Here is a 23151-nt window from a genome sequence, read left to right as displayed (position 1 = left end):
CTCACCCGTAATGGACCCGGCGTTCCAGCCAGCGGAACTGCACCAGCGTCAGGACCAGCACGACCAGCATCAGGATCACCGACTGCGCCGACGACCCGCCGATGTCATTGCCGCGAAAGCCGTCGAGATAGACCTTGTAGACCAGGGTGATCGGGTTGTTGGCCGCCTTGTCCTTCACCATCACGTCGATCACCGCGAAAGTGTCGAACAGCGCATAGGTGATGTTGATGATCAGCAGGAAGAACGCGGTCGGCGCCAGCAGCGGCAGGATCGCGGTGAAGAAGCGGCGGGTGCCGTTCCGGCAATCGATCAGCGCCGCCTCGCGCACGCTTTGCGGGATGCTTTGAAGGCCGGACAGGATGAAGATGAAGTTATAGGGCACCTGCTTCCAGACCGAGACGAGGATCATCGCAACCGCGGTGTCAAAGTAGTTGAGGCCCACCTTCATCTCCCACCCGAACCAGCCGGCGAGGGTGACGAAGGGCCCGATATGCTGGTCAAACAGCATCATCCCGATCAGGCCCGCCACCGGGGGCGCTATGGCATAGACCGAGATCAGCGCCGTGCGGTAGGTCGCGCGCGCCCGCACCACCTGATCGGCCTTGACCGCCAGCAAAAGCCCGATACCCAGCGAAAAGGCGGTGACCAGCACGGTGAACAGTGCCGTGAAGCCCGCGATGTGGCGGTATTCGGCGGACCCCAGCGCATCGGTGTAATTGTCAAAGCCCACGAAGGTCGAACCAAAGCCGAAAGGGTCCTCGACATAGAAGGAGGAGGTGATCGCCTGGGCAGAGGGCCAGTAGAAGAAGATCACGATCACCGCCAGTTGCGGCGACAGGAACAGCCAGGGCAACAGCGGCCGGTCGAACTGGACGCGCTTGGCGGGCGCGGGCCGGGCGGTGGCGCGGGCGATCCAGCGGCGGATCGGCCCGGGCGCCGCGGCGGTGGGGATCATGTCGGTCATGCGGTCTTCTTGTCAGCTGGCACCGGGCCAATGGAAAAAGCCGGGCCCGCAGAACTGCGGCCCGGCATCGGGTTCAGGGGCGATCAGCCCGCGGTCTTGGCGAACTTCGCCAGAAGCGCGTTGCCTTCGGTCTCGATGGTCTTGAAGGCATCATCGACCGTGGTTTCGCCCGAGAAGATCTTGTTGAACTCGCGCTCTTCCACCGCACGGATCTGCGGGTAGAAGCCCAGACGATAGCCCTTGGACCATTCGCCGGTCGGCAGCAGCAGCTGCTTGATCCCCACTTCGGCGACCGGGTGCTTGTCATACCAGCCTTCGGCCTTGGAGGCCTCGTAAGCCGCCTTGGTGATGGCGACATAGCCGGTGGCCTGATGGTAGAAGGTCTGGATCTCGGTCGTGGTCAGGAAGCTGAAGAAATCGGCCGTGCACTTGTTTTCGGCTTCGGGCTTGCCCGACATGGCGAAAAGTGCCGCGCCGCCGATGAAGGAGGATTTGTTGCCCTCGCCGATGGCGGCGACATAGGGAATGAAATCGGCCGAGAAGGGCATGGTCGCGGTCTTCGACAGCCCGCCGAACGAACCCGAGGACCCGATCCACAGCGCGACCTTGCCCTCTTCGAAGGGCTTCTGGTTGTCAGCCCAGCCCGCGCCGTAGAAGCCGAACAGGCCCGCGTCATGCCAGGCCTTCAGCTTGGTCCAGAAGGCGATCAGCTCGGGCGCGGTGGCGTTCAGCGTCGTGCCGTCGAGGCTGTCGAAACCGTTGTTGTTCGAGGCCATCTCGATGTTGTTGCGCGAGAAGAAGTTCTCGAACAGCATCCAGGTCAGCTGGCTGGCGGCCAGGGGGACATAGCCGGCCTCTTTCAGCTTGGGCGCCTCGGCCTCGAACTCTTCCCAGGTTTTCGGCGGGGTCACACCGGCTTTTTCGAAGGCCTGGGTGTTGATGTACATGATCGGCGCCGAGGAATTGAACGGCATGCCGATGAACTTGCCGTTCGCATCGGCGTAGAAATAGCGGATGCCGTCGATGAAGGCGGCGCGGTCGAAGGCATGGCCGTTCTGGGTCAGCAGGTCTTCGGCGGGGATCGTGGCCCCCTTGGCCGCGATGATGGTCGCGGCACCGGCATCGAAGACCTGCAGGATGTTGGGCTGTTCGCCGGCGCGGAAGGCCGCGATGCCCGAGGCGAGCGCCTCTTCATAGGTGCCCTTGGAAACCGGGGTGATCGCGCAAGCCGCCTGGGCCGCGTTGAATTTCTCGGCCACCTGGTTGATGACCTGCTCGTTCGCGCCGCCCATGCCGTGCCACCAGGTGATCTGGACGGGTGCGGCAAAGGCCGCGTTGGTGGTCAGCGCCAGCGCGCCGAGGATCGAGAGACAGGTCTTCATCATGGTTCCTTTCGGGAGTTTGCGCGGACCATAGAAAGCCTGGGTAACGGTTTTGCGATGACGACCGGCCCCTGCCGCGCGGCTTTGATCCTCGTGCGGGACGGGGCCGGAATCTCGCAGGTGAAGAGGTCAGCCGCCTTCCCAAGGCAGCCCCATATGCAATAGAGTTTTGCGGAGTTGGAGATTTCGGACCGTGCCTTGCGCAATGAAACTTGCGTGCTGCAAAGACATGACTATGATCGCGGGAAAAGGAAATCCCATGCCGCAGCACCGCCTGAAACCGCAAACCGCCCGAGAGCTTCTGACCCTTCTGGAATCTTCCGACGGGCGTTTGGGCCATGGCAGCCAGCGCCTCGCACAGTTCTTTGCCGCCAATATGGGCGAGGCGGCGATGCTGTCGACTGCCGAGGTCGCGGCGCGCTGCAACGTCAATGCCTCTTCGGTGGTGCGGATGGTGCAGGGGCTGGGCTTTGACGGCTACCGCGATTTTCAGGCGCTTTTGCAACAGCACCTTTCGGCCTCGCTCAGCGGCAAGCCGCTTGGTCTTGCGCCGCTGTCGCGCCCGGACCGTCCGCTGCGCCTGCATCTTCTGGCCGATTCCGGCAGGTCCTTCAACGAGGCGGCCGATGCGGCGGCGCAAGCCTTCCACGCCGCCAATCCGGGGGTGGAGATCACCTCGGACCTGAACGTGTCCCACATGGTCAACCCCAGTGATTTCGCCCGAAGGATCGAGGCCACCCAAGCCGAGGGCCTGATCCTCGTCGCCCGCGAACATCCTGCGATCAACGAGGCCGTGCGGCACCTGACGGCCAAGGGGGTGCCGGTGATCTGCCTGACCACCGATCTGCCCTCTTCCGGGCGGACGGCCTATGTCGGGTCGGATCAATATGCCTCCGGCGCCACGGCGGGCTGGCTGTGCGGGCGGCTCTTGCCGAAGGGCGGGGCGGGGCGGGTGCTTTTCGTCTATTCGGTGCCCTTCCGCTGCCATCAGGACCGCGAACAGGGCTTTCGCCACGTCCTGCGCTCGGAATTTCCCGGGCTGGAGATCGACGAAAAGCTCAGCTCGGACGAAAGCATCGAGGTGATCTATGACGCGGTGCGCCGCTCGATTGCCAAGAACGGGCCGCCTGCGGCGATCTACAATGTCTCGGGTGCCAATCTGGGGGTGGGCCGCGCGCTGGAGGACGAGGGTCTGATCGGCGCCACCCTGTTCCTTGGCCATGAATTGAACAGGAATTCCCGCAGCTTGCTGGAACGTGGCATCATGGACGTGACCATCGGCCACGATTTCGACCGCGAGATTGCCCTCGCGGTCGATTGCATCCGCATGGCGCGGCAGGGGGTGCAGCCGGTCAATCGCATCACGCAAAGCCAGGTCTTCACCCGCTTCAACTGCGCGACGTTCTGAGGGTTACAGCGCCAGCTTGCCCTGCGGCGTCGGCGGCGCGAACTGGTAGCCGCCCCAGACCGACTGGTCGAAATGGATCACGGCGCCGGTCATCATCCCGGCATCCTGCGAGGCGAGGAAGACCACCGCCCGGGCCACCTCTTCGGGCGCCAGCAGGCGCTCAAAGGGCTGCTCGGCCGCCACCTTCTCCAGCCAGTTCGCCTCGGCCCCGTGGTATTCGCGCTGGGTGCGATCCTCGCCATCCGAGGCCATCCAGCCGATGTTCAGCTGATTGACCCGGATCTTGTTGCGCATGGCGGCAAAGGCGGTGTTGCGGGTGAAGGTCGCCAAAGCCGCCTTCGAGGCGCAATAGGGCGCGATGAAGGGCTGCCCCGCCAGCGCCGAGGTCGAGCCGATGTTGACGATGGCACCCGGGGTTCCATCGCGCACCATGCGCCGGATCGCCTCTTGCATCAGAAAGAAGGGGGCCTTGGTGTTGACGGCGAACATCTTGTCGAACAGCGCCTCGTCGGTGGTCAGGATATCGCCCCGGTCGGTGATCCCGGCGGCATTGGCCAGGATGTCGATGCGGCCAAAGGCCTGGTCCAAAGTGTCGAAAACCGCCCGGCAATCGGCCACATGTTCCAGATCGGCCACCACAAAGCGCACAGGGCAGCCGGTTTCGGCCTGGATGGTCTCGGCCACCGCCTCGCCCTTCGCCCGGTTGCGCCCGCAGGTGACCACACCCGCCGCCCCGGCCCTGGCCAGGGCCAGGGCAATCGCAGCACCCAGCCCTTGTGTGCCGCCGGTGACCACCGCGATCTTGCCATCCACTCGGTTCATTCCGCCTTCTCCCCCTTATGCAACGTTTTGTGCGTGATGATATGCAACGAAATATGTATTGACACGCAGAGCAAATTGCAACAGATTTTGCGAAGACGGCGCGGCATTGCAAGATTCGATGCGTGACCGCGCCGCAAGTCCGGGAGAGAGAGAAGATGCTTCGCATTGCCGTTTTGGGCTGTGGCAGGATTGGGCAGATGCACGCGGCCAATGTGGCGCGCCATCCGCGCGCCGAGCTGGTGGCCGTCTATGACGTGAACGCGCCGGCCGCGGATACCGTGGCCAAGGCGCTTGGCGTGCGCGCCGCGACCTCGGCGGCCGAGGTCTTTGCCGCCACCGACATCGACGCCGTGCTGATCGCCACCGCAACCCCGACCCATGCCGATTACATCGAGATGGCGGTGGCGGCGGGCAAGCCTGCGCTTTGCGAAAAGCCCATCGACCTGAGCCTGGCCCGGGTCAATGCCTGTGCGGCCAGGATCGGCGCCACGACGCTGCCGATCCAGCTGGGCTTCAACCGCCGCTATGACCCCGGCCATGCCGCGGCGCGCCAGGCGATGCTGGCGGGCGAGATCGGCGATCTGCATCAGGTCATCATCACCTCGCGCGATCCCGCCATTCCGCCGCGCGCCTATCTGGAGGCTGCGGGCGGCCTCTTCCGCGACATGACGATCCATGACTTCGACCTTGCCCGCTTCATGCTGGGCGAAGAGCCCACGGAAGTCTTTGCCATCGCCGGGGCGCTGATCGACCCCGCGCTCGGGGCTGCGCTGAACGAGGTCGACAGCGCCATGTTCATCCTGCGCACCGCCTCGGGCAAGCAATGCCATATCAACAACTCGCGCACCGCGGTTTACGGCTATGACCAGCGGGTGGAGCTTTTGGGCGCCAAGGGCATGATCCTGTCCGACAACCGCAAACCGCACGAGATGCGGCGCTATTCGGCCCAGACGGTCGAGGCGGCGGCGCCCTATCAGTTCTTCTTCCTGGAACGCTACAACGAGGCCTTCATGGCCGAAATCGACGGTTTCGTCGATTGCGTCGAGAAGGGCGCCAAGCCGCTCGCCAGCTTCGAGGATGGTCGCCGCGCGCTGATCCTGGCCGAGGCCGCCTATCTTTCCCTCAAGGAGCGCCGTCTGGTCCAGGTGGCCGAGATCGCGGGCTGAGCGCCGCCCGCGCGCCCCAACATACCCCGCGCCCTCCCAGGGGGCCCGGGTCCTGATCTTGCGACCTGCGAGGAGGCAGGCCGCAAGGAAGATCCCTTTGCCAGATCGCAAAGGGCCAAAGGCGGTCCGTCTTGCCCCAAGCGGCAGCAGAACCCCAAAACCCAGTGGAGGAAAGAATGAAACTCAGCACGATCCGCCTGTCCCGGCGTCGCACGGCCCAGCTTCTGGCCGGTTCGATGGCACTGGCCCTGACCGCCGGCGCCGCCCTGGCCGGCGGGGCCGATGTGAAGATTGGCTTCACCCCGAAATTCCTGAAGGACGATTTCCAGACCCTGATGCTGGACCTGTCCAAGAAGGCCTTTGCGGCCAAGGGCTTTACCCTGGTCGGCGCACCGGACCCCAATGGCGATATCGCCGCCCAGGTCGATGCCCTGAACAACCTGATGGCCAATGGCGCCAATGTCATCGTCTTTGCGCCGCTGGATTCGGCGGGCATCGTGCCGGCGGTGAAGAAGGCCAACGAGACCGGCGTGCTGGTCTTTTCGATCGACGACGCCCCGGCGGGCGGCAAGGTCACGGCGACGGTGCGGGCGGACAATGTCAATGCCGGCGCTCAAGGCGCCGAAGAGATGGCCAAACGCCTGCAGGACAAGGCCTGCTGGAAGGACGACAGCTGCATCGTTCTGGAGCTTCAGGGTGCTTTGACCACGCCGAACGGGCTTGACCGCTCCAAGGGCTTTGCCGAGACGCTGGCCCAGCTGGCGCCCAAGGTGAAGATCATCCAGCGGCCCACCGAATGGACCGCCGACATGGCCGCCGATGCGGCGCAAAACGTGCTGACGCAGAACCCGAACCTCGCCGGGATCTTCATGGCCTCTGAACTGATGGCCTCGGCGGTGAATGCCCAGCTGGCCGCCGCCGGCAAGGGCGCCGCCGTGGGGGATGCAGCCTCGGTCATCCGCATTGCCATCGACGGCACGCCGCAGGGTCTGCAACTGATCCGCGACAAGGCGCTGGATGCGACCGTCTCGCAGCCGCTGTCGGCCTATGCCGACAAGACCGCCGAGCTGATCGAGCTGGTGATGGGCGGCGGCAAGATCGAGCTGGGCCCGCGCCCGGATGGTCAGGTCATCGATACCCCGGTCGGCCCGCAATATCAGCTGAAGGCGACGCTGGTCACGGCCGAGAATGTCGACTCGCCCGATCTTTGGGCCAACAAGGTCGGCAAGTAAGGGCGGATGGAACCGAATATCATGGACCCCCTGCGACCCATCGTCGAGATGCGCGGCATCTCCAAGACTTTCGGTTCCACGCGGGCTCTGCGGGGCGTGGATTTCACCGTCATGCACGGTGAGGTTCACGCCCTTCTGGGGCGCAACGGCGCGGGAAAAAGCACGCTGGTCTCGACGATGAGCGGGCTTGTCGCCTCGGACACCGGAACCATCCGCATCGCCCAGACCGAGGTCGCGGCCAATGGCCAGCCCTACGCGGCCCGCATCAGGGGCGACATCGCCCATGTGCAGCAGACCCCGCAGCTGTTCAACCTTCTGACCGTGGCCGAGAACCTGTTTCTGGAAAACCCCCTGGTGCAGAAACGCTTCGGCCGGGTCAGTTACAGCCGGATGAAGGCCGAGGCGGAAGCTCTCCTTGGCAAATGGAACATGGATATCCAGCCCGGCGCCCTGGCGGGCGAGCTTGGCGCCGGAACCCGCCAGATCCTGGAGATCATGAAGGCCCTGTCGCGCGGCGTGCCGGTCATCATCCTGGACGAGCCGACCGCCGCCCTCTCCAATGCCGAAAAGCATATCCTGTTCGAGCAGGTCAGGGTGCTGAAGGCCGCCGGTGTCTCCTTCATCTATATCTCGCATCACCTGGACGAGATCTTCGAGATTGCCGACACCGTCACCATCCTGCGCGACGGCCAGGTGGTGAAGGCGCGCGAGAAGGTCAGCGCGCTGGATGTGGAAACCATTGCCGACCTGATGATGGGCGAAAAGACCCACCGTTCGCTGCGCGAGGATCACATGGCGCCGGGTGCCCCGATCCTCTTGCAGGCCAAGGGCGTGCGGGTGCCGCCGAAATACGACCACGACATCGACTTCGCCATCCGCGCCGGAGAGATCGTGGCCCTGGCCGGTCCCGTGGGTTCTGGCAAGGAGGCGCTGGCCATGATGCTGGCCGGGCAGCTGACCTCGCCCCTTGGCCAGATCACCGGAAGGGCAGAGACCCTGCCGACCATCGGCTATGTGCCCACCGACCGCCATGCCAGCGGCTATGTCGGGATGTTGGGCGTGCGCGAGAATGTGGCGATTGGCGGGCTCGACCTTCTGTCCGGCGCCCTGGGGTTCATCGACCGGGGAAAGGAGGCCGCGCATGTGGGTGGTCTTGCCCGCCAGACCAACGTGATCTCCTCCTCGCTGGAGCAGCCGGTCAGCCAGCTTTCGGGCGGCAACCAGCAGAAGGTCGTCTTTGCCCGGGCGCTCTGCCGGAACCCGCAGGTGATCGTGGCGCTCAGCCCGACGCGTGGCGTGGATGTGGGCGCCAAGGAACAACTCTACGCGCTTCTGCGCGGCCTTGCGGCCAAGGGGCTCGGCGTCATCGTCGTCTCGGACGAGGAGGACGAGATCGCCCAGCTGGCCAACCGCGTCGTCATCATCTTCGAAGGCCGGATCGTCGACGAATTGCGCGGGGACTACACGATGAAGGATCTGATCTTGCGCATGGAGGGCGTGGTATGAGCGTGACACAAAAGAAGGGCCAGGGCTTTGCCAGCGCCTTCGTGGCCGGGGGCTATACCATGTATCCGGTCCTTGCGGCCCTGGTCCTGGTGGGCGCCATCGTGGCACCGGCCTTTGCGACGACGATCAACCTGATCAACATTCTGGAACAGGTGAGCGTCCTTGGCCTGACCACCATCGGCCTGACCTTCGTCGTGCTGATCGGTCGGCTGGACCTGTCGCTGGAGGGGATCGTGGGCTTTGCCCCAATGTTCGCCGCCGTCTGCCTGGTGCCGGCCTCTGCCGGGGGCTTCGGGATCGAGCTTCCGGCCTGGACGGGGATGATCGTGGCCCTGGGGGTGGCCGGATTGATCGGCTATTTCAACGGCTTCATGGTGGTGCGGGTGGGGCTCAATCCTTTCATCTCGACCCTTGGCCTGCTGGTTTTGTTGCGCGGCGGGGTGCTGATCATCTCGAACGGGCGGTCGATCTATTCGCCGGGGCTGGCGCTGACCTATCTGGGATCGGCCAAGATCCTCGGGCTGCCGGTCTCGGTCATCGTCTTTGCCCTTGTGGCCTTCGTGGTCGGCCTGATCTTCAAATACCACCGCTATGGCCGCGCCCTCTACGCCATCGGCGGCAACGAGGATGCCGCCCGCGCCGCCGGCATCAATGTGGACCGGGTGATCTGGTCGGCCTTCGTCTTCGCGGCGCTGCTGGCGGGTCTGGCGGGCATCCTGATGACGGGCCGTCTGGACTCGGCCGTGACGACGCAGGGCCAGGGCATCATCTTTTCGGCCTTCGCCGCCGCCGTGATCGGCGGGGTCAGCCTCAGCGGCGGGCGCGGTACCGTGGTGGGGCTGGTCAGTGGCGTCTTGCTGATCGGCGTCATCAACAACCTGCTGACCCTGGCCCAGGTGCCGTCCTTCTATGTGCAAGCCTCGACCGGCGCCGTGATCATCGTCGCCGCCGTGCTGACCACGATCGCCAGCCGCCGCTCCAGCGGGGTGCGCACCAGGACGTGAATCGGGAGCCATAACCACTTGCGGCCCTGCGCCGTCCAAGGTGGCCAACCGCCAGTCGTGGTCTGCTTTAGACACAACGGCTCCAATCAGCAGGGGGCCAGCCTCTGCCCGATCCGGTCGCGCCCGAAAGCCGATGAGGGGAAGGCGGGCCGGCGCTTGTACCGGCCCGCGCGAGGTCAGAGGATGAAGTCGTTCAGCGTATAGGTGCTGGACAGCACGGCACCGTCCTGGATGACCAGCCGGAACTCGAAGGCTCCGTCATTGTCGGTATTGCCCAGGATCACCGTATCCGTCCCGACCGTGACCAGCTTCAGCGTGCCCACGCCACCGCTGCCGAGGACGAAATGCTGTTGCCCGGCCGTGGTGGTATCGGCATCGATCGCCGAAAGGTTGATCTTGTCGCCTACCGCCGCACCTGCACCCTCGAAGGCGATGGCCCCACCGCCGGCCTGGATGATGTCCGCATTCGCGCCGACCGAATGGCTGGCGACCTTGAAGATGAAGACATCGTTGCCAAGACCGCCGATCAGATCGTCCTGTCCGGCGCCGCCCACCAGCTTGTCGGCTCCGGCCCCGCCGGTCAGCACATCGGCGCCGCCGCCGCCGTTGATGGTGTCGTTGCCGTCGCCACCGCTGATCGCGTTGATCCCGCCCGTCCCGGTCAGCGAGTCGCTGCCGATGCCGGAGATCAGGTTCTCCATGTTGATGAAGCTTTCACCGGCGAAGTTGGTCAGGCCGGTGACGAGGTTCACCACATAGTTGCCGCTGAAGGGCGTGGTGTCCAAAGTGTCGATGCCGGCGCCGCCGTCGATCGACTCCGGCGTGCCGAGGACGGCAAAGATATAGTCATCGCCATTGCCGCCGAAGGAGGAATCCGACCCGCCGCCGCCGTTGATCGTGTCGTTGCCATCCCCGCCACTGATCGAATTGGCCCCGCCGGTCCCGGTCAGCAGGTCGTTGCCGATGCCGGAGATCAGGTTCTCCATGTTGATGAAGTTCTCACCGGCGAAGTTGGTCAGGCCGGTGGCGAGGTTCACCACATAGTCGCCGGTGAAGGGCGTGGTGTCCAAGGTATCGGTCCCGGTGCCACCATCGATGGATTCCGGGGTACCAAGGACGGCAAAGATATAGTCGTTGCCATTGCCGCCGAAGGAGGAATCCGACCCGCCCGCGCCGTTGATCGTGTCGTTGCCATCGCCGCCGAAGATGGAATTGGCCCCGATTGTCCCGGTCAGCGAGTCATTGCCGCTGCCGGAGATCAGGTTCTCCATATTCGTGAAGCTTTCACCGGAGAAGTTGGTGAGCCCCGTCGCCAGGTTCACCACATAATTGCCGGTGAAGGGCGTGGTGTCCAAGGTGTCGGTGCCAGCGCCGCCGTCGATGGATTCCGGGGTGCCAAGGACGGCAAAGATATAGTCGTTGCCATTACCGCCGAAGGAGGAATCCGACCCGCCCGCGCCGTTGATCGTGTCGTTGCCATCGCCGCCGAAGATGGAATTGGCGCCGCCGGTCCCGGTCAGCGAGTCGTTGCCGCTGCCGGAGATCAGGTTCTCCATATTGGTGAAGCTTTCACCGGAGAAGTTGGTCAATCCGGTCGCCAGGTTCACCACATAGTTGCCGGTGAACAGCGTGGTGTCCAGGGTATCGGTCCCGGTACCGCCGTCGATGGATTCCGGCGTGCCAAGGACGGCGAAGATATAGTCGTCGCCATTGCCGCCGAAGGAGGAATCCGACCCGCCCCCGCCGTTCAGCGTGTCGTTGCCATCGCCACCGAAGAGGCTGTCGTTGCCGGCGCCGCCGTTGATCGAATTGGCCCCGGTGGTGCCGGTCAGCGTGTCATTGCCGCTGCCGGAGATCAGGTTCTCCATATTGGTGAAGCTCTCGCCCGCAAAGTTGGTCAGGCCGGTCGCGAGGTTCACCAGGTAGTTGCCCGTGAAGAGCGTGGTATCCAGCGTATCGGTGCCAGCGCCGCCGTCGATCGACTCCGGGGTACCCAGCACGGCGAAGATATAGTCGTTGCCATTGCCGCCGAAGGAGGAATCCGCCCCGCCGCCGCCGTTGATCGTGTCGTTGCCATCGCCGCCGAAGATGGAATTGGCGCCGCCGGTCCCGGTGAGCGAGTCGCTGCCGGCGCCGGAGATCAGGTTCTCCATGTTGGTGAAGCTTTCACCGGAGAAGTTGGTCAGCCCGGTGGCGAGGTTCACCACATAGTTGCCGCTGAAGGGCGTGGTATCCAAAGTGTCGACGCCAGCGCCGCCGTCGATCGACTCCGGGGTGCCCAGCACGGCAAAGATATAGTCGTTGCCATTGCCGCCAAAGGAGGAATCCGACCCGCCCGCGCCATTGATCGTATCGTTGCCGTCGCCGCCGAAGATGGCGTTGGCGCCCCCGGTCCCGGTCAGCGAGTCATCGCCGATGCCGGAGATCAGGTTCTCCATGTTGGTGAAGCTTTCACCGAAGAAATTGGTCAGGCCGGTGGCGAGGTTCACGACGTAATTGCCGGTGAAAGGCGTGGTGTCGAGGGTGTCGGTCCCGGCGCCGCCATCGATCGACTCCGGCGTGCCCAGCACGGCAAAGATATAGTCGTTGCCATTGCCGCCGAAGGAGGAATCCGATCCGCCCGCGCCATTGATAGTGTCATTGCCGTCGCCGCCGAAGATGGCATTGGCGCCCGAGGTCCCGGTCAGAGAGTCAGCGCCCGCGCCGGAGATCAGGTTTTCGAAGTTGAGGTAGCTTTCGCCGGAGAAATTGGTCAGCCCGGTCGTCAGGTTCACCACGTAATTGCCGGAAAACAGAGAGGTATCCAGCGTGTCGACCCCCGCGCCGCCATCGGCGATGTCGGTCCCCAGCGAGGCGAAGATCAGATCGTTGCCATTGCCGCCGAACTGCGAGTCCGCCCCGCCGCCGCCGATCATCGTGTCATTGCCGTCGCCACCGAAGATCGAATTGGCGCCTGACGTGCCGGTCAGCGAGTCATCGCCCGCGCCCGAGATCAGGTTCTCGAAGTTGACGTAGCTTTCCCCGATGAAATTGGTCAGCCCGGTCGTCAGGTTCACCACGTAATTGCCGGAAAAGAGCGAGGTGTTCAGCGTATCGACCCCCGCGCCGCCATCGGCGATGTCGGTCCCCAGCGAGGCGAAGATCAGATCGTTGCCATTGCCGCCGAACTGCGAATCCGCCCCGCCGCCGCCGATCATCGTGTCATTGCCGTCGCCGCCGAAGATGCGATTGGCCCCCGAGGTGCCGGTCAGCGAGTCATTGCCCGCGCCCGAGATCAGATTTTCGAAGTTGATATAGCTTTCACCGGTGAAATTGGTCAGCCCGGTCGCCAGGTTGACCACATAATTGCCGGAGAAGATCGAGGTGTCGAGCGTGTCGATCCCCGATCCGCCATCGGCAATGTCGGCGCCAAGGACGGCAAAGATATAGTCGTCCCCATTGCCGCCAAACTGGGAATCCGCGCCGCCGCCGCCGTTCAGGGTGTCATTGCCGTCGCCGCCGAAGAGTTGGTCCGCCGACGTGCTGGGAAACACACCTCCGGGCACGACGACGACAGTACCGGAAACCGTTCCGGGCGTGATGATTTCATTTCCGCTTGATCCGATAAACGTAGCCATTTTGCACCTCGCGTAAATTGCATTGATGAAGGATGAAAGGCAGAACCCCAGATACGCTGGGTCTTTTAAATCGATTAATGAACAACTAAGGAAACGATCTTACGCTTGCGGCTTGATTCTAGCAACAATCGTTCTATTTCATTAAGCCCGAAAATTATATCGCCGCTGTGACATCCTTCGAGGCGAGGGCGCTCCGGCGCGCTTCAGGCGAATCCCGCCCGGCGTCAAAACCGGCGCCGTCAGCGTTAAATCGTCATGCCAAGGCCTCTAAAGGCCGGTTTCCCGCGATCCTGCTCGCGTTTTCGTGATAGGATCGGACCCAAGTCATGCGTCGGGTGGTGCTGATGGATCTATGCCGTCACGGGGCCGGGGTCAGGATCGTACTGGACGAGCCGCTGAAAGACGTGTCGGCCGGTCACCCTTACACGGCGCATGCTTTCTCTGGCCTGCCGGGCATGGCGCCGGAAACGCTGCAGGTGGTTGCGCTGAACAACGGTTTTGCGACCAGTTTGCCCGATCAGCTCTTCAGCAACGCTTTTGCCGCGGCAGAGATCCGTTATGCGGCCTATGGGCGTTTGGCGCCGGCGGAGCCCGATGCCCGGAGCGGGGCGCTGCAGGCCCTTGCGGATGCCTTTCTCGGCGCAGCACCGGCCCCGTCCTGCAACGCGCCTTTCCTGCCGTCGATCTACACCTATTTCGGCCAGTTCATCGCGCATGAAGTGAGCAAGCTCAGCCGCTCCACCGACCCTGTTCCCGGCGATCCGGACACGGTTGCGGGCATGACCAATCTGAATACCGCGAGCTTCGACCTCGACACGGTGCTGTTCGAGGCCAGCAAGTATCCCGGCGAAATTCAGAAAGCCGCGCCCCTGTGCAGCGCCTTCGGCCGCGCGGCCTTGGGCAACACGGCGCCGGGCACCACGCCCGACCTGTCGGACCTGCCGCGCACCGATCTTGGCAGGCCGGTGGTGCCGGATGGCCGCAATGACGCCAATCCGCAACTGGCGCAGCTCCATGTCGCCATCCTGAAGACCTATCAGGCGCTGCTGGAGACCAGCCCCGACGCCGAGGCAGAGCTGACACGGCTGCTGCATGCCATCACGATCCACGACTACCTGCCGAAGGTCATCGATCCCTGTGTCTACCTCGATGTCATGACCGGCGGGCGCAGGCTGGTGCATCCGCAACAGGACGCGAAAAGCTATTTCCTGACCCCGATCGAATTTGCCGCCGCCGCCCAACGCTTTGGCCATGCGATGGTGCGGGGCGCCTATCGGTGGAGCAGGGCAGGGCTGCCCTCCGACCCCTCGCTGCACAATCTGATGCGGCATACATATGTGGGCGAGGGGCTGGCCTTCGACACGGGTCCTGGTCCGAACGACGCGATCCGGCGGCTGCCGTCGAACTGGACGCTGGAGACATCCGACATGCTGCGCTGTCCCGCAGCGCCGGAGCCCAACCTTGCCCAGCTGATCGGCCCGGCCCTGACGGACCCGTTGCAACACCTGCCCGGCATCCATGTTCAGGATGCCGACCCGCTTTCGACGGTGAACCTCGCCGAAAGGACATTGCGGCGCGGGCAAGAGGTCCTGCTGCCCTCGGCGCAAAGCCTCTGGGCCGCGGTCGAGCCGGTCTGCGGCCGGTTCCTGACGCCGGCCGAAATCTGCGGCCCGGTCGGCGGCCCCTTTCATGCCGTCCTGACGATGGCCAATCCCGATGGCCCGCGGCTCGTCGACCGGACGCCCCTGTGGTTCTACATCCTGCGCGAGGCCGAGGTCCTGCAGGGCGGGCGGAAACTCGGGCCGCTTGGCGGTCGCATCGTGATGGAAACGATCCATGCCGCGATCGAGGCGGCGGGAAGCGCGCCGGGGGGCCTGGCCCCTGCGGCGCTGGTCAATCTCTTCACCTGAAAACTTCGGCAAGGAGGCCGCGGTCATGAGCACGATCATCGTCTACAAACGTACCGGGCAGACCAACTTCGTCCTCGACGCGGTCGAGCGGCAGAACGGCATGACCGATGCCGGCAAACTGCTGCGTATTGCCCTGTCCGCCTCTGGTGGAAGCGGCAACGACCAGGACGCCGACGACCGCGTGCGCAAGGTGTTCGACAAGCTGATCAGCGACATGATTCCGCTGACGGCGCTGCACCAATACGAAGTCCGGCTCGAGGAAAGCCGGGGCACGGCGCCGATCTACAAGATCGTGGGCCCTACCGACGGCCTCAAGCGCTATTTCCTGAAGCATCAGAGCAATCTGGTGGCGGGGGACCCGAACAACACCCCGATCCCCGACAACCAGCTGACCGCGGCGCAAAAGGCGCTGAACGGCAAACTGAAGCTGGACATCGGTCTGGACAACTTCGCCAACTCCGGAAACGTCTACAAGATGCGGGTGACGGTGCCGCGGGCGGCGGCGGTCAGCGCGAGCTGGGGTTACCTTTCGACCGAGATCTTCCAGGACGAGAAGGCCATCGAGGCAGCTTCGACCGCGGTCACCCTGGCCGAAAACATCGAAGGCTACCTGATCTCCAGCTTCACCTTCAGCCGCTGCCGCTGATCGCGGACGCGGCCGGCATGGCAAGGCGCAGGGCGCGGGACAGGGCGGCGCGGTCCTCCTCGCGGCGGATCGGGTAGGCCGTGGTGAACCAGGCGTGCACGCTTTCGGCGTCTGGCCTCCCTGCGCCGGCCCAGACCGGCGCAATCTCGGCCATCAGCTGGGCGAAGGCCGCCTGCGCCGCGGCAATCTCACCCTGCCGGGCGAGGGCGGCGGCGAGCCAGCCCTGATTGTCGACGATCTGGTCCCCCGACCGGCGTGCCGCCTCGATGGCAGCCGCATCATCCCCGCCCATGAAGCGCACCGTCGCGGCATAGCACCACTGGTACGACCGCAGCATCGGTGCGAGGGCGATCGCCCGGTCAAGCACCTGTCCGGCCCGCAGGTGATCGCCAAGGAAGGCATAGCCCATCGCGGCCGAAATGGTCGTGGTCGGGCTGAAAGGGTTCAGCGAAAGGGCCAGGTCAAGATGGACAGCGGCCTGATCGAAGCCGCCGGTCAATGCGGCCGACCAGGCCATGGCCAGGTGGTTGCGGGCATCCATCGGGTCAAGCTCGACGGCGAGCGCGGCGCTGTTCCGGGCGACCCTCGCAGCCTCGGCCTCAGGCGCGCAGCCCGGAAAGACGATGTGGCGGACATTGTGGATGCTGGCGAGGCTGGCATGGGCCGGGGCGAAGTCGGGGGTGCGGGAAATGATCCGCGAGAACAGCTCCTTGGCTTCGCGGTCGGCCTCGGGCGTCCAGCGCAGCAGCAGCGACTCGCCGCGCAACCAGTCGTCGTAATCCGCCATGTCGGTCGGCGCGGTGCTGATCCGCTGCGCCAGCCGGTCGGCCGAGACATAGACCTCCAGCGCCGCCGCGATCTTGCCGACGATCTGGCCCTGCACCCCGCGCCATTCCTGGGCCGAGATGCTGTAAAGCGCGCTCCAGGCGATGCGGCGGGCCTTGGGCTCCACCAGCCGCAGGCTGAGGCTGGCGCCACCCTCGGCCATGTCGCAGCGCGCGGACAGAAGGTAATCGGCACCGCCGGACTCTTCCCCTGCCAGGTCCAGCACCGCCCAGGTGCGAAAGCGGGAGAGGTTGTCGAGCAGGTCGGCGCGGAACTTTTCCGCGACCGATTGCGCCTGCGGATCGTCGGCGCTGAAGCTGCCGACGGCAATCTTCGGCAGACGGACGGCTGCGCCGGTCAAAAGCCCGTCCGCGCCCCGCGATGCCGCACCGTGCAGCGACGCGGCAAAGCTGCTGATCTCCTGGCCGGGGGCCAGCTGATAGACATCGCGCAGATGGGCGGAAAGGCGGTCAAACTCCCGCAGGGCCGCCTCCTTGCGGCCGGTTGCCGAGAAATGCCGCATCAGCGCATGGCAGGCCGGTTCATGCCCCGGCTCGAAGGCCAGAAGCGCCTCGGCGGCGGCGCGGAGTGCGGGTTGCGCATCGGCGTGCCGCTCGAGGCAAAGCTCCAGCCCTGCGACAAGCCGATCGCGCCAGATCTCGCGCTGGACCTTGAGCCAGGTGGAAAACAGCGGGCTGATCGCCTCCAGCCCGGACAGCAGCCCCTCGAAAAGCCTGTCAGGCCTGCGCAGGGCCGGCGCCACGATCCCGGCCAGCAGCGACTTGTGCAGAAGATGCAGATCGACCTCGATCGCAGACATGTCCAGCTGCAGCATCGGGCCATCGGCAAGGATCAGGTCGGCCGTGCCCTCGGCGCAGGCATTCGTCAGGCGTCGCGTCTGCGTCAGGGCCTGGCGCGCCTTCCGCGGCTCCTTGCCGGGCCAGAGCATCACCGCGATCCGCCGCGCCTCCAGCCCGTCTTCGGGATCAAGCGCAAGCGCGCCAAGCAAGGCCATGGCGGTGCGGGACCGCAGGGGCAGCGTCGCGCCGGTCTTGGTCTTCAGACGGATGCCGCCCAGAATTTCGAGGCTGAGGTCGACCTTCGCCTGCCGTTTGCCCGCGCCTTCGATCAGCCGATAGGCCCCCAGATCATCGCCGATGTTCTTCAGCAACGGGTGGCCGATTGCGTGAAGGTGATAGCCCGACGAGGGCGCGAGCATGGCGATGACGGGTTGCGAGACGATGATGCCGCCCGGATCGGCCAGGGCCTGCAGCCGTGCCGCGATGTTGACGGCGTGGCCGTAGACGTCGTTGCCCTCCAGCCGCACCTCGCCCAGATGCACGCTGATGCGAAAGCGCGAGGGCGGGTCGACCTCCAGCCGGCAGGTCTGGCGGTGCAGCAGCCTCGCGCAATTCACCGCCTGGCCGGCGCTGGGGAACAGCGCGATCCAGCCATCGCCCGTCGTCTTGACGAGGGTCCCCCCGAACCGCATACTTGCCCGACGCGCCCGATCGAAGCTGCGCTCCATGAAGGCGATCGTCGCCACTTCGTTTCTCGTCATGTGCCAGCTGTAGGCTTCGAGATCGGCAAACATGATGGCTAGAAGCTGGGGTTTGTTCAGCATGCAGCTACCTTGATGGGAACCGGCTTCGGTCATGCTATCTGAAACCGGGAAAAACAGCGAGGAAATGCCGTCGGCAGAGTGGCGGCTGGGGCATCTTGAACCCTTCTTCGACACGCTTCCCATGCCGGGTTTCCCTCAGGTCCGGATCTGTGCGGCACTTCCAAATGCGCGCGCCTTCGAGAAGTGGCCGGATTTCCCCGCCGCCGCCTTGCCCTCCTCGGGCCGCGTGGCAACCGGATGCGGCCTGACCTGGGCGGCCTGCCGGCGCAGCGGGATCGGGGAAGCCGTCGAGCTGATGAAAAGCTGCCTCTGGGGCGACGAAGACCTGATCACGGCCACGGCAAGCGCCCTGGGGTCGCGCGCTGTCCGCCCCGACCGGATCAACGGATTTTCCACCAATCAAGTGCGCGCGCGTGCGAGGACAAATCACACCCTCGCCGGGCATGACTGGGTGCCGGAGCCGTTTCGCGCCGACATGGCCCTCGACTGGATCGAGGCCGAAGAGGTGGCCACGGGGCGGCGCCTTTACGTTCCGGCCGATGCGGTGCTGATCGGGTTGCGCAAGCCAGGCGATGCCGGCGCCGTGGCCGTGGCGGACAGCAACGGCTGTGCCTGCGGCCCGACGCCCGAGGCCGCCATGTGCGCGGGCCTCTTGGAGGTGATCGAGCGGGATGCTGTCGCCAGATGGTGGTACGGCAAAAGAAGGCGGCCGCCCCTGTCCCTGTCGATTCTGGAGGCCCAGCCCGACCTGCGTGCCTTTCTCACCCGGCGCGCGCGGATCTGCCGGCTTTTCGACATCACCACCGATCTGGCCGTGCCCGTGGTCGCCGCCGCCTCTTTCGAGGAGGATGGCACCGTCATCGCCCTCGGCTTTGCCGCAAAGCCGGATCTGGCCGCGGCAGCCCTGGCCGCAACAGTGGAAATGCTGGCGATCGAGACCTCCCTGCCGCCCTGGCGCGATCTGTCCAGTGATCCCAGGGCGCAGGCTTGGGTTAACCAGGCCCGCGCCTGCGACCCGCCCCTGCAGGAGGGGTCCCTCCCGCCCGAAGCCGCGCCGCCGCAAGGTGCGGAGGCGACCTGGCAGCTTGAGGCCTGCATCCATTCCCTGATGGCCCACAGCTGCCAGGTCCTTTTCGTCAATCTCTCCCGCGGGGACTTGCAGGCCCCTGTCTACAAGGCGATCGTTCCCGAGCTTTGTCACATGAAGCCAAGGTTCGGTAAGCCCCGCTTGTTCGCGCCGGATGCCCGCGACCTTGCCCCATCCCTGTGCCGGTCTGATGAGGCCGCTGCTGGACCGGTTCTGCTGTAGCGTCTCTCGAATGAACGGACTGCGCCAGCGCACCTCGGGTCACCGCCGCGTGCTGTGGGAGGCTACCAAAGTGCGATCATCGCTCTACCTCTCCCCAGCAACCCGAACCCGGAGCATTCGATGATCCTCTATGCCGTCACCGCCATCATCTTCCTCGTCCTCGACGCGGTCATGCTGACCCTCGTGATGAAGCCGCTCTTCACCCGGCATCTGGGCGCGGTGATGCGCGAGAGTCCCTTGCTGGTGCCGTCGGGTTTGTTCTACCTCGCTTACGTTGCCGGGCTGGTGTTCCTCGTCTCTGCACCCGCCTTGCGCGACTCCCTTCCGATGCGCGCGGCGCTGCAGGGGGCGGTGATCGGCGCGATGGCCTATGGCACCTATGAATTCACCTCGATGGCGATCATGAAGGATTGGAGCTGGGCGATGGTGGCGACGGATACGATCTGGGGGGCGCTCCTCACCGGTTTTGCCGCCTGGGCGGGGGTGGCGATCATGCTGCGCTTCCAGCTTTGACAGGTCTGCCGCAGGTCAGGGCTGCGGCCGAGATTCAGAACACCGCATGGGCGCCGCGGTCGTCGGCGACCTCTCCCGCGACCAGGCGCCGGTAATGGTCGGCGAGCGTCTCGCTGCCGAATTCCGGTGTCGCAGCGGCATCGTAGCGGCCCTCGGCCTCATCCCAGACCAGCATGGAGTGCGTCGCATAATACCGTCCGATCCGCGCCAGTTCCGCCTTGTCGCGCAGGCGCGGTGAGACCGTGCCGGCGACCGAGAGTGCTGCGACGATGGCGGACATCAGGGCAATCGGCACCGCTTTGAAGCGCGGGGTCTGGCCCAAGGCTGCAAACAGCATTTCACCCTGGGCGCGGGGCGTGATGGCGGGGCCGGGGCCGCCGATTGGCAGGATGCGGTTCTGAAGGTCGGGGTCCGTCAGGCACTGGACCAGATAGCGGCCCAGATCGGCGTTGCCGATCGGTTTGCAGGCGGTCAGTTCGCCGTCGCCGAAAAGCAGAAAGGGCTTGCCCGCGCGCAGGCGGTTCAGCTGGCCCGAGAGGGATTTGAAATAGGCCGTCGGGCGCACGATGGACCAGGTCAAAGGCGCGGCGCGCAACTCGGCCTCGAAGGCGAGTTTGGCCTGCTGGAAGGCCAGCTTCGGCCTTTGCACGCAGATCGCCGACAGAAGGACGAAGTGTTTGACCCCGGCGGCTATGGCCGCGCCGAGGGCCGCGCTGTTCAGGCCATGGTCGATGGCGCGCGCCTCGCGCGTGATGCCGCTGCGCGCGGCGATGCAGGAGATGACGGCCTCGCAGCCATGGTCCCTCATCAGGGAAAGCAGGGCATCCCGGGTCATCGGGCAGGGCAGGGCAAATGCCATGCCGGCAGCGTCAGAGCCCGGGCGCACGGGGGCGGTGACCTTGTAGCCTGCGGCGACGAGGGCCAGAGCCGTCGCGCGCCCGATGGTTCCCGTGGCACCCAGCAGAAGAACGGATCTGGGGGGATGTGTCATGCGGTGAGGTTACATCAGGCCGCGTGGCCAAGGATACCGGATTTTGCCCCTCCGCCCCCAGGCGATCCGGCGTCTGGCCTTGCCCGACCTGCGGCGGCTCGCCCGTCAGGCCGCGTGACGCCGCGCAAGAACGCCCGCCATGGTCTGCCCCATGGCCGAGGGGTTGGGGGCCACGGTGATCCCTGCGGCCGAGAGGATTTCGACCTTCTCCTGCGCGCTTTCGCCAAAGGCGCTGACGATGGCGCCGGCATGGCCCATCTTGCGACCCTTCGGCGCCGAAAGCCCGGCGATATAGGCCACCACGGGCTTGCGCATCCTGTCGCGGACGAAGGCTGCGGCATCGGCCTCCTGCGGGCCGCCGATCTCGCCGATCATCATCACGGCATCGGTGTCGGGGTCGGCCTCGAACAGCTCCAGGATGTCGCGGAAGCTGGACCCGTTGATCGGATCGCCGCCGATGCCGACCGAGGTGGACACGCCGATCCCCAGCGCCTTCATCTGGGCCGCCGCCTCGTAACCCAGTGTGCCCGAGCGCCCGACGATGCCGATCCGCCCCGGCATGTAGATATGCGGCGGCATGATCCCCATGAAGCCGCGCCCGGGCGAGATGACCCCGGCGCAATTCGGCCCTATCAGCCGCATCTTGCGGCTTTCCGGGTAGCGGCGCAGAAAGCGTTTGACGCGCATCATGTCCTGGCTCGGGATGCCGTCGGTGACGCAGACGGCGGTGCGGATGCCGGCATCCGCCGCCTCCATGATCGCGTCTGCCGCGAAGGGCGGTGGCACGAAGATCAGCGAGGCCTCGGCGCCCACCGTGTCGACCGCCTCGCGCACGGTGTTGAACAGCGGGCGGCCGAGGAGGGTCTGGCCGCCCTTTCCGGGGGTGACGCCGCCCACGACATTGGTGCCGTGGCGGATCATGTCGGCGGCGTGAAAGCTGCCGATGCGGCCCGACATGCCCTGCACGATGACGCGGGTCTGTTCGGTGATGAGAATGGCCATGCTGTCCTCCTTCAGGCCGCTTTGTGCGCGGGGGTTTTCGGGCGGGCCGCTACCGCGGCGGCGGCGGCCTCGGCAAGCGTGTCGGCAGAGATCAGCGGCAGGCCGGACCCCTCGATGATGGCCTTGCCCTCTTCGACATTGGTGCCCGCCAGCCGCACCACGACCGGAATCGTCAGCCCGACCTCGCGGTAGGCCTGGACCACGCCATAGGCGACCCAGTCGCAGCGGTTGATGCCGGCGAAGATGTTCACCAGGATGACGGAGACATTGCCATCGGCCAGCACGGTCCGGAAGGCGCGCACCACGCGTTCGGGCGAGGCGCCGCCGCCGATGTCGAGAAAGTTCGCCGGCGCCCCCCCGGCCAGCTTGATCATGTCCATCGTGGCCATGGCGAGGCCTGCGCCGTTGATGATGCAGCCGATATCGCCGTCCAGCCCGACATAGGACAGGCCGTGATCGCCCGCCGTGCTTTCGCGCGGGTCTTCCTGGCTGCGGTCGCGCAGTTCGGCGATCTGCGACTGGCGGAAGAGCGCATTGGTGTCGAAGCTCATCTTGGCATCGAGGGCCACGAGGTCACCGGTGCGGGTGATGACCAGCGGGTTGATCTCGACCATGACCGCATCCAGATCGCGGTAGGCGCGGTAGCAGGCGCGCAGGGTGGTGACCATTTGGGCCACCTGACCGTCCTTCAACCCCAGCTGAAACGCCAGCTCGCGGGCCTGGAATTCCGAGAGGCCCACCGCCGGGTCGATGGTCATTCGGCGCAGGCTGTCGGGGTCGCTGTCGGCGAGGTCTTCGATCTCCATCCCGCCATGGGCCGAGGCCACGATCATGATGCGTTCGGATTTGCGGTCGAGGACGAGGCCGAGGTAAAGCTCCTGCGCTATGTCAGAGGCGCCCTCGACCCACACCCGGTAGACGCCCTTGCCACTGGCATCGGTCTGCTTGGTGACGAGCTGCCTGCCGAAGAGGGTGGCTGCGAAGGCATGCACCTCCTCGGGCGTCTTGCAGAGCTTGACCCCGCCCGCGGCGCCGCGGCCCCCCGAATGGATCTGCGCCTTGACCACCCAGGCGCTGCCCCCCAGTTCCCGCGCACGGTAGCCCGCCTGTTCAGGGCTGTAGGCCAGTCCGCCGCGCGGCACGGGCACGCCGAAGCGGGAGAGGATTTCCTTGGCCTGGTATTCGTGTATGTCCATATTTCCCCCTCTGCGCCCCGAATTTTCTGCGAAA

The 23151-nt window shown here is 65.4% G+C and carries 17 protein-coding genes; 9 read left to right on the top strand and 8 right to left on the bottom strand.

What is annotated here, in order from left to right:
- Position 1: 1 nt before the first annotated feature.
- Together AC1DZT_RS11165 and AC1DZT_RS11160 are read right to left on the bottom strand one after the other, a co-directional pair.
- Positions 2 to 964 (bottom strand): ABC transporter permease subunit, encoded by a 963-nt coding sequence (locus AC1DZT_RS11165; RefSeq protein ID WP_478006708.1) that lies wholly within the window; start codon positions 962 to 964, stop codon positions 2 to 4.
- An 83-nt stretch (positions 965 to 1047) separates the two neighbouring features.
- The gene (locus AC1DZT_RS11160; RefSeq protein ID WP_478006707.1) at positions 1048 to 2349 is read right to left on the bottom strand and encodes an extracellular solute-binding protein; all 1302 of its coding nucleotides are present in this window, start codon (positions 2347 to 2349) and stop codon (positions 1048 to 1050) included.
- Positions 2350 to 2605: 256 nt separating this feature from the next.
- On the opposite strand from AC1DZT_RS11160, the gene AC1DZT_RS11155 reads away from it, so the two are divergent.
- Positions 2606 to 3754, top strand: a complete 1149-nt coding sequence (locus tag AC1DZT_RS11155; protein WP_478006706.1) for a substrate-binding domain-containing protein — start codon at positions 2606 to 2608, stop codon at positions 3752 to 3754.
- A 3-nt stretch (positions 3755 to 3757) separates the two neighbouring features.
- Here the strand turns inward: AC1DZT_RS11155 and AC1DZT_RS11150 are convergent, their stop codons facing one another.
- Positions 3758 to 4576 carry an SDR family oxidoreductase gene (locus tag AC1DZT_RS11150; RefSeq protein WP_478006705.1) on the bottom strand — a complete coding sequence of 273 codons (819 nt, stop codon included), beginning with the start codon at positions 4574 to 4576 and terminating at the stop codon, positions 3758 to 3760.
- Positions 4577 to 4731: 155 nt separating this feature from the next.
- On the opposite strand from AC1DZT_RS11150, the gene iolG reads away from it, so the two are divergent.
- The 4 genes from iolG (at position 4732) to AC1DZT_RS11130 (ending at position 9484) form a co-directional block, all read left to right on the top strand.
- Entirely contained in the window at positions 4732 to 5742 is a 1011-nt protein-coding gene (gene iolG, locus AC1DZT_RS11145) for an inositol 2-dehydrogenase (RefSeq protein ID WP_478006704.1), read from the top strand.
- A 176-nt stretch (positions 5743 to 5918) separates the two neighbouring features.
- A complete protein-coding gene (locus tag AC1DZT_RS11140) occupies positions 5919 to 6974 on the top strand; it encodes a sugar ABC transporter substrate-binding protein (protein WP_478006703.1) in 1056 nt (351 codons plus the stop codon).
- A 21-nt stretch (positions 6975 to 6995) separates the two neighbouring features.
- Positions 6996 to 8480, top strand: coding sequence for a sugar ABC transporter ATP-binding protein (locus AC1DZT_RS11135; RefSeq protein WP_478006702.1), 1485 nt, complete (start codon positions 6996 to 6998; stop codon positions 8478 to 8480).
- On the top strand, positions 8477 to 9484 hold the full coding sequence (locus tag AC1DZT_RS11130) for an ABC transporter permease (protein WP_478006701.1): 1008 nt from the start codon (positions 8477 to 8479) through the stop codon (positions 9482 to 9484). The genes AC1DZT_RS11135 and AC1DZT_RS11130 overlap by 4 nt, the downstream gene beginning before the upstream one ends.
- Positions 9485 to 9660: 176 nt before the next feature.
- Here the strand turns inward: AC1DZT_RS11130 and AC1DZT_RS11125 are convergent, their stop codons facing one another.
- A complete protein-coding gene (locus AC1DZT_RS11125; RefSeq protein ID WP_478006700.1) occupies positions 9661 to 13017 on the bottom strand; it encodes a beta strand repeat-containing protein in 3357 nt (1118 codons plus the stop codon).
- A gap of 410 nt (positions 13018 to 13427) precedes the next feature.
- On the opposite strand from AC1DZT_RS11125, the gene AC1DZT_RS11120 reads away from it, so the two are divergent.
- Together AC1DZT_RS11120 and AC1DZT_RS11115 are read left to right on the top strand one after the other, a co-directional pair.
- Entirely contained in the window at positions 13428 to 15011 is a 1584-nt protein-coding gene (locus AC1DZT_RS11120) for a peroxidase family protein (protein WP_478006699.1), read from the top strand.
- 25 nt (positions 15012 to 15036) lie between these two features.
- Positions 15037 to 15657, top strand: a complete 621-nt coding sequence (locus tag AC1DZT_RS11115) for a hypothetical protein (RefSeq protein ID WP_478006698.1) — start codon at positions 15037 to 15039, stop codon at positions 15655 to 15657.
- Here AC1DZT_RS11115 and AC1DZT_RS11110 read toward each other — a convergent pair.
- Positions 15641 to 18106 carry a BTAD domain-containing putative transcriptional regulator gene (locus AC1DZT_RS11110; protein ID WP_478006697.1) on the bottom strand — a complete coding sequence of 822 codons (2466 nt, stop codon included), beginning with the start codon at positions 18104 to 18106 and terminating at the stop codon, positions 15641 to 15643. The genes AC1DZT_RS11115 and AC1DZT_RS11110 overlap by 17 nt on opposite strands.
- A 64-nt stretch (positions 18107 to 18170) precedes the next feature.
- Between AC1DZT_RS11110 and AC1DZT_RS11105 the strand changes: the two genes are divergently transcribed.
- Both AC1DZT_RS11105 and AC1DZT_RS11100 read left to right on the top strand, forming a co-directional pair.
- A complete protein-coding gene (locus tag AC1DZT_RS11105; RefSeq protein WP_478006696.1) occupies positions 18171 to 19415 on the top strand; it encodes a YcaO-like family protein in 1245 nt (414 codons plus the stop codon).
- Positions 19416 to 19535: 120 nt separating this feature from the next.
- Complete coding sequence (locus tag AC1DZT_RS11100; protein ID WP_478006695.1) at positions 19536 to 19928, top strand: DUF2177 family protein; 393 nt, start codon at positions 19536 to 19538, stop codon at positions 19926 to 19928.
- Positions 19929 to 19962: 34 nt separating this feature from the next.
- On the opposite strand, the gene AC1DZT_RS11095 is transcribed toward AC1DZT_RS11100, so the two are convergent.
- From AC1DZT_RS11095 to AC1DZT_RS11085, 3 genes are all read right to left on the bottom strand, one after another.
- A complete protein-coding gene (locus AC1DZT_RS11095; protein WP_478006694.1) occupies positions 19963 to 20919 on the bottom strand; it encodes an NAD(P)H-binding protein in 957 nt (318 codons plus the stop codon).
- A gap of 105 nt (positions 20920 to 21024) precedes the next feature.
- The gene (gene sucD / locus AC1DZT_RS11090; protein WP_478006693.1) at positions 21025 to 21921 is read right to left on the bottom strand and encodes a succinate--CoA ligase subunit alpha; all 897 of its coding nucleotides are present in this window, start codon (positions 21919 to 21921) and stop codon (positions 21025 to 21027) included.
- Between the two features lie 11 nt (positions 21922 to 21932).
- The gene (locus tag AC1DZT_RS11085; RefSeq protein ID WP_478006692.1) at positions 21933 to 23117 is read right to left on the bottom strand and encodes a malate--CoA ligase subunit beta; all 1185 of its coding nucleotides are present in this window, start codon (positions 23115 to 23117) and stop codon (positions 21933 to 21935) included.
- Positions 23118 to 23151 lie beyond the last annotated feature (34 nt).

Source organism: Rhodobacter sp. P1_C2, assembly GCF_056406375.1.
The sequence above is the reverse complement of the archived record's forward strand: the minus strand, read 5'-3'. Positions and strand labels throughout refer to the sequence as shown.

Coding starts and splice junctions, on each gene's coding strand:
- AC1DZT_RS11165 (WP_478006708.1), bottom strand. CDS start 964: ATGACCGACATGATCCCCACCGCCGCGGCGCCCGGGCCGATCCGCCGC.
- AC1DZT_RS11160 (WP_478006707.1), bottom strand. CDS start 2,349: ATGATGAAGACCTGTCTCTCGATCCTCGGCGCGCTGGCGCTGACCACC.
- AC1DZT_RS11155 (WP_478006706.1), top strand. CDS start 2,606: ATGCCGCAGCACCGCCTGAAACCGCAAACCGCCCGAGAGCTTCTGACC.
- AC1DZT_RS11150 (WP_478006705.1), bottom strand. CDS start 4,576: ATGAACCGAGTGGATGGCAAGATCGCGGTGGTCACCGGCGGCACACAA.
- iolG (WP_478006704.1), top strand. CDS start 4,732: ATGCTTCGCATTGCCGTTTTGGGCTGTGGCAGGATTGGGCAGATGCAC.
- AC1DZT_RS11140 (WP_478006703.1), top strand. CDS start 5,919: ATGAAACTCAGCACGATCCGCCTGTCCCGGCGTCGCACGGCCCAGCTT.
- AC1DZT_RS11135 (WP_478006702.1), top strand. CDS start 6,996: ATGGACCCCCTGCGACCCATCGTCGAGATGCGCGGCATCTCCAAGACT.
- AC1DZT_RS11130 (WP_478006701.1), top strand. CDS start 8,477: ATGAGCGTGACACAAAAGAAGGGCCAGGGCTTTGCCAGCGCCTTCGTG.
- AC1DZT_RS11120 (WP_478006699.1), top strand. CDS start 13,428: ATGCGTCGGGTGGTGCTGATGGATCTATGCCGTCACGGGGCCGGGGTC.
- AC1DZT_RS11115 (WP_478006698.1), top strand. CDS start 15,037: ATGAGCACGATCATCGTCTACAAACGTACCGGGCAGACCAACTTCGTC.
- AC1DZT_RS11110 (WP_478006697.1), bottom strand. CDS start 18,106: ATGCTGAACAAACCCCAGCTTCTAGCCATCATGTTTGCCGATCTCGAA.
- AC1DZT_RS11105 (WP_478006696.1), top strand. CDS start 18,171: ATGCCGTCGGCAGAGTGGCGGCTGGGGCATCTTGAACCCTTCTTCGAC.
- AC1DZT_RS11100 (WP_478006695.1), top strand. CDS start 19,536: ATGATCCTCTATGCCGTCACCGCCATCATCTTCCTCGTCCTCGACGCG.
- AC1DZT_RS11095 (WP_478006694.1), bottom strand. CDS start 20,919: ATGACACATCCCCCCAGATCCGTTCTTCTGCTGGGTGCCACGGGAACC.
- sucD (WP_478006693.1), bottom strand. CDS start 21,921: ATGGCCATTCTCATCACCGAACAGACCCGCGTCATCGTGCAGGGCATG.
- AC1DZT_RS11085 (WP_478006692.1), bottom strand. CDS start 23,117: ATGGACATACACGAATACCAGGCCAAGGAAATCCTCTCCCGCTTCGGC.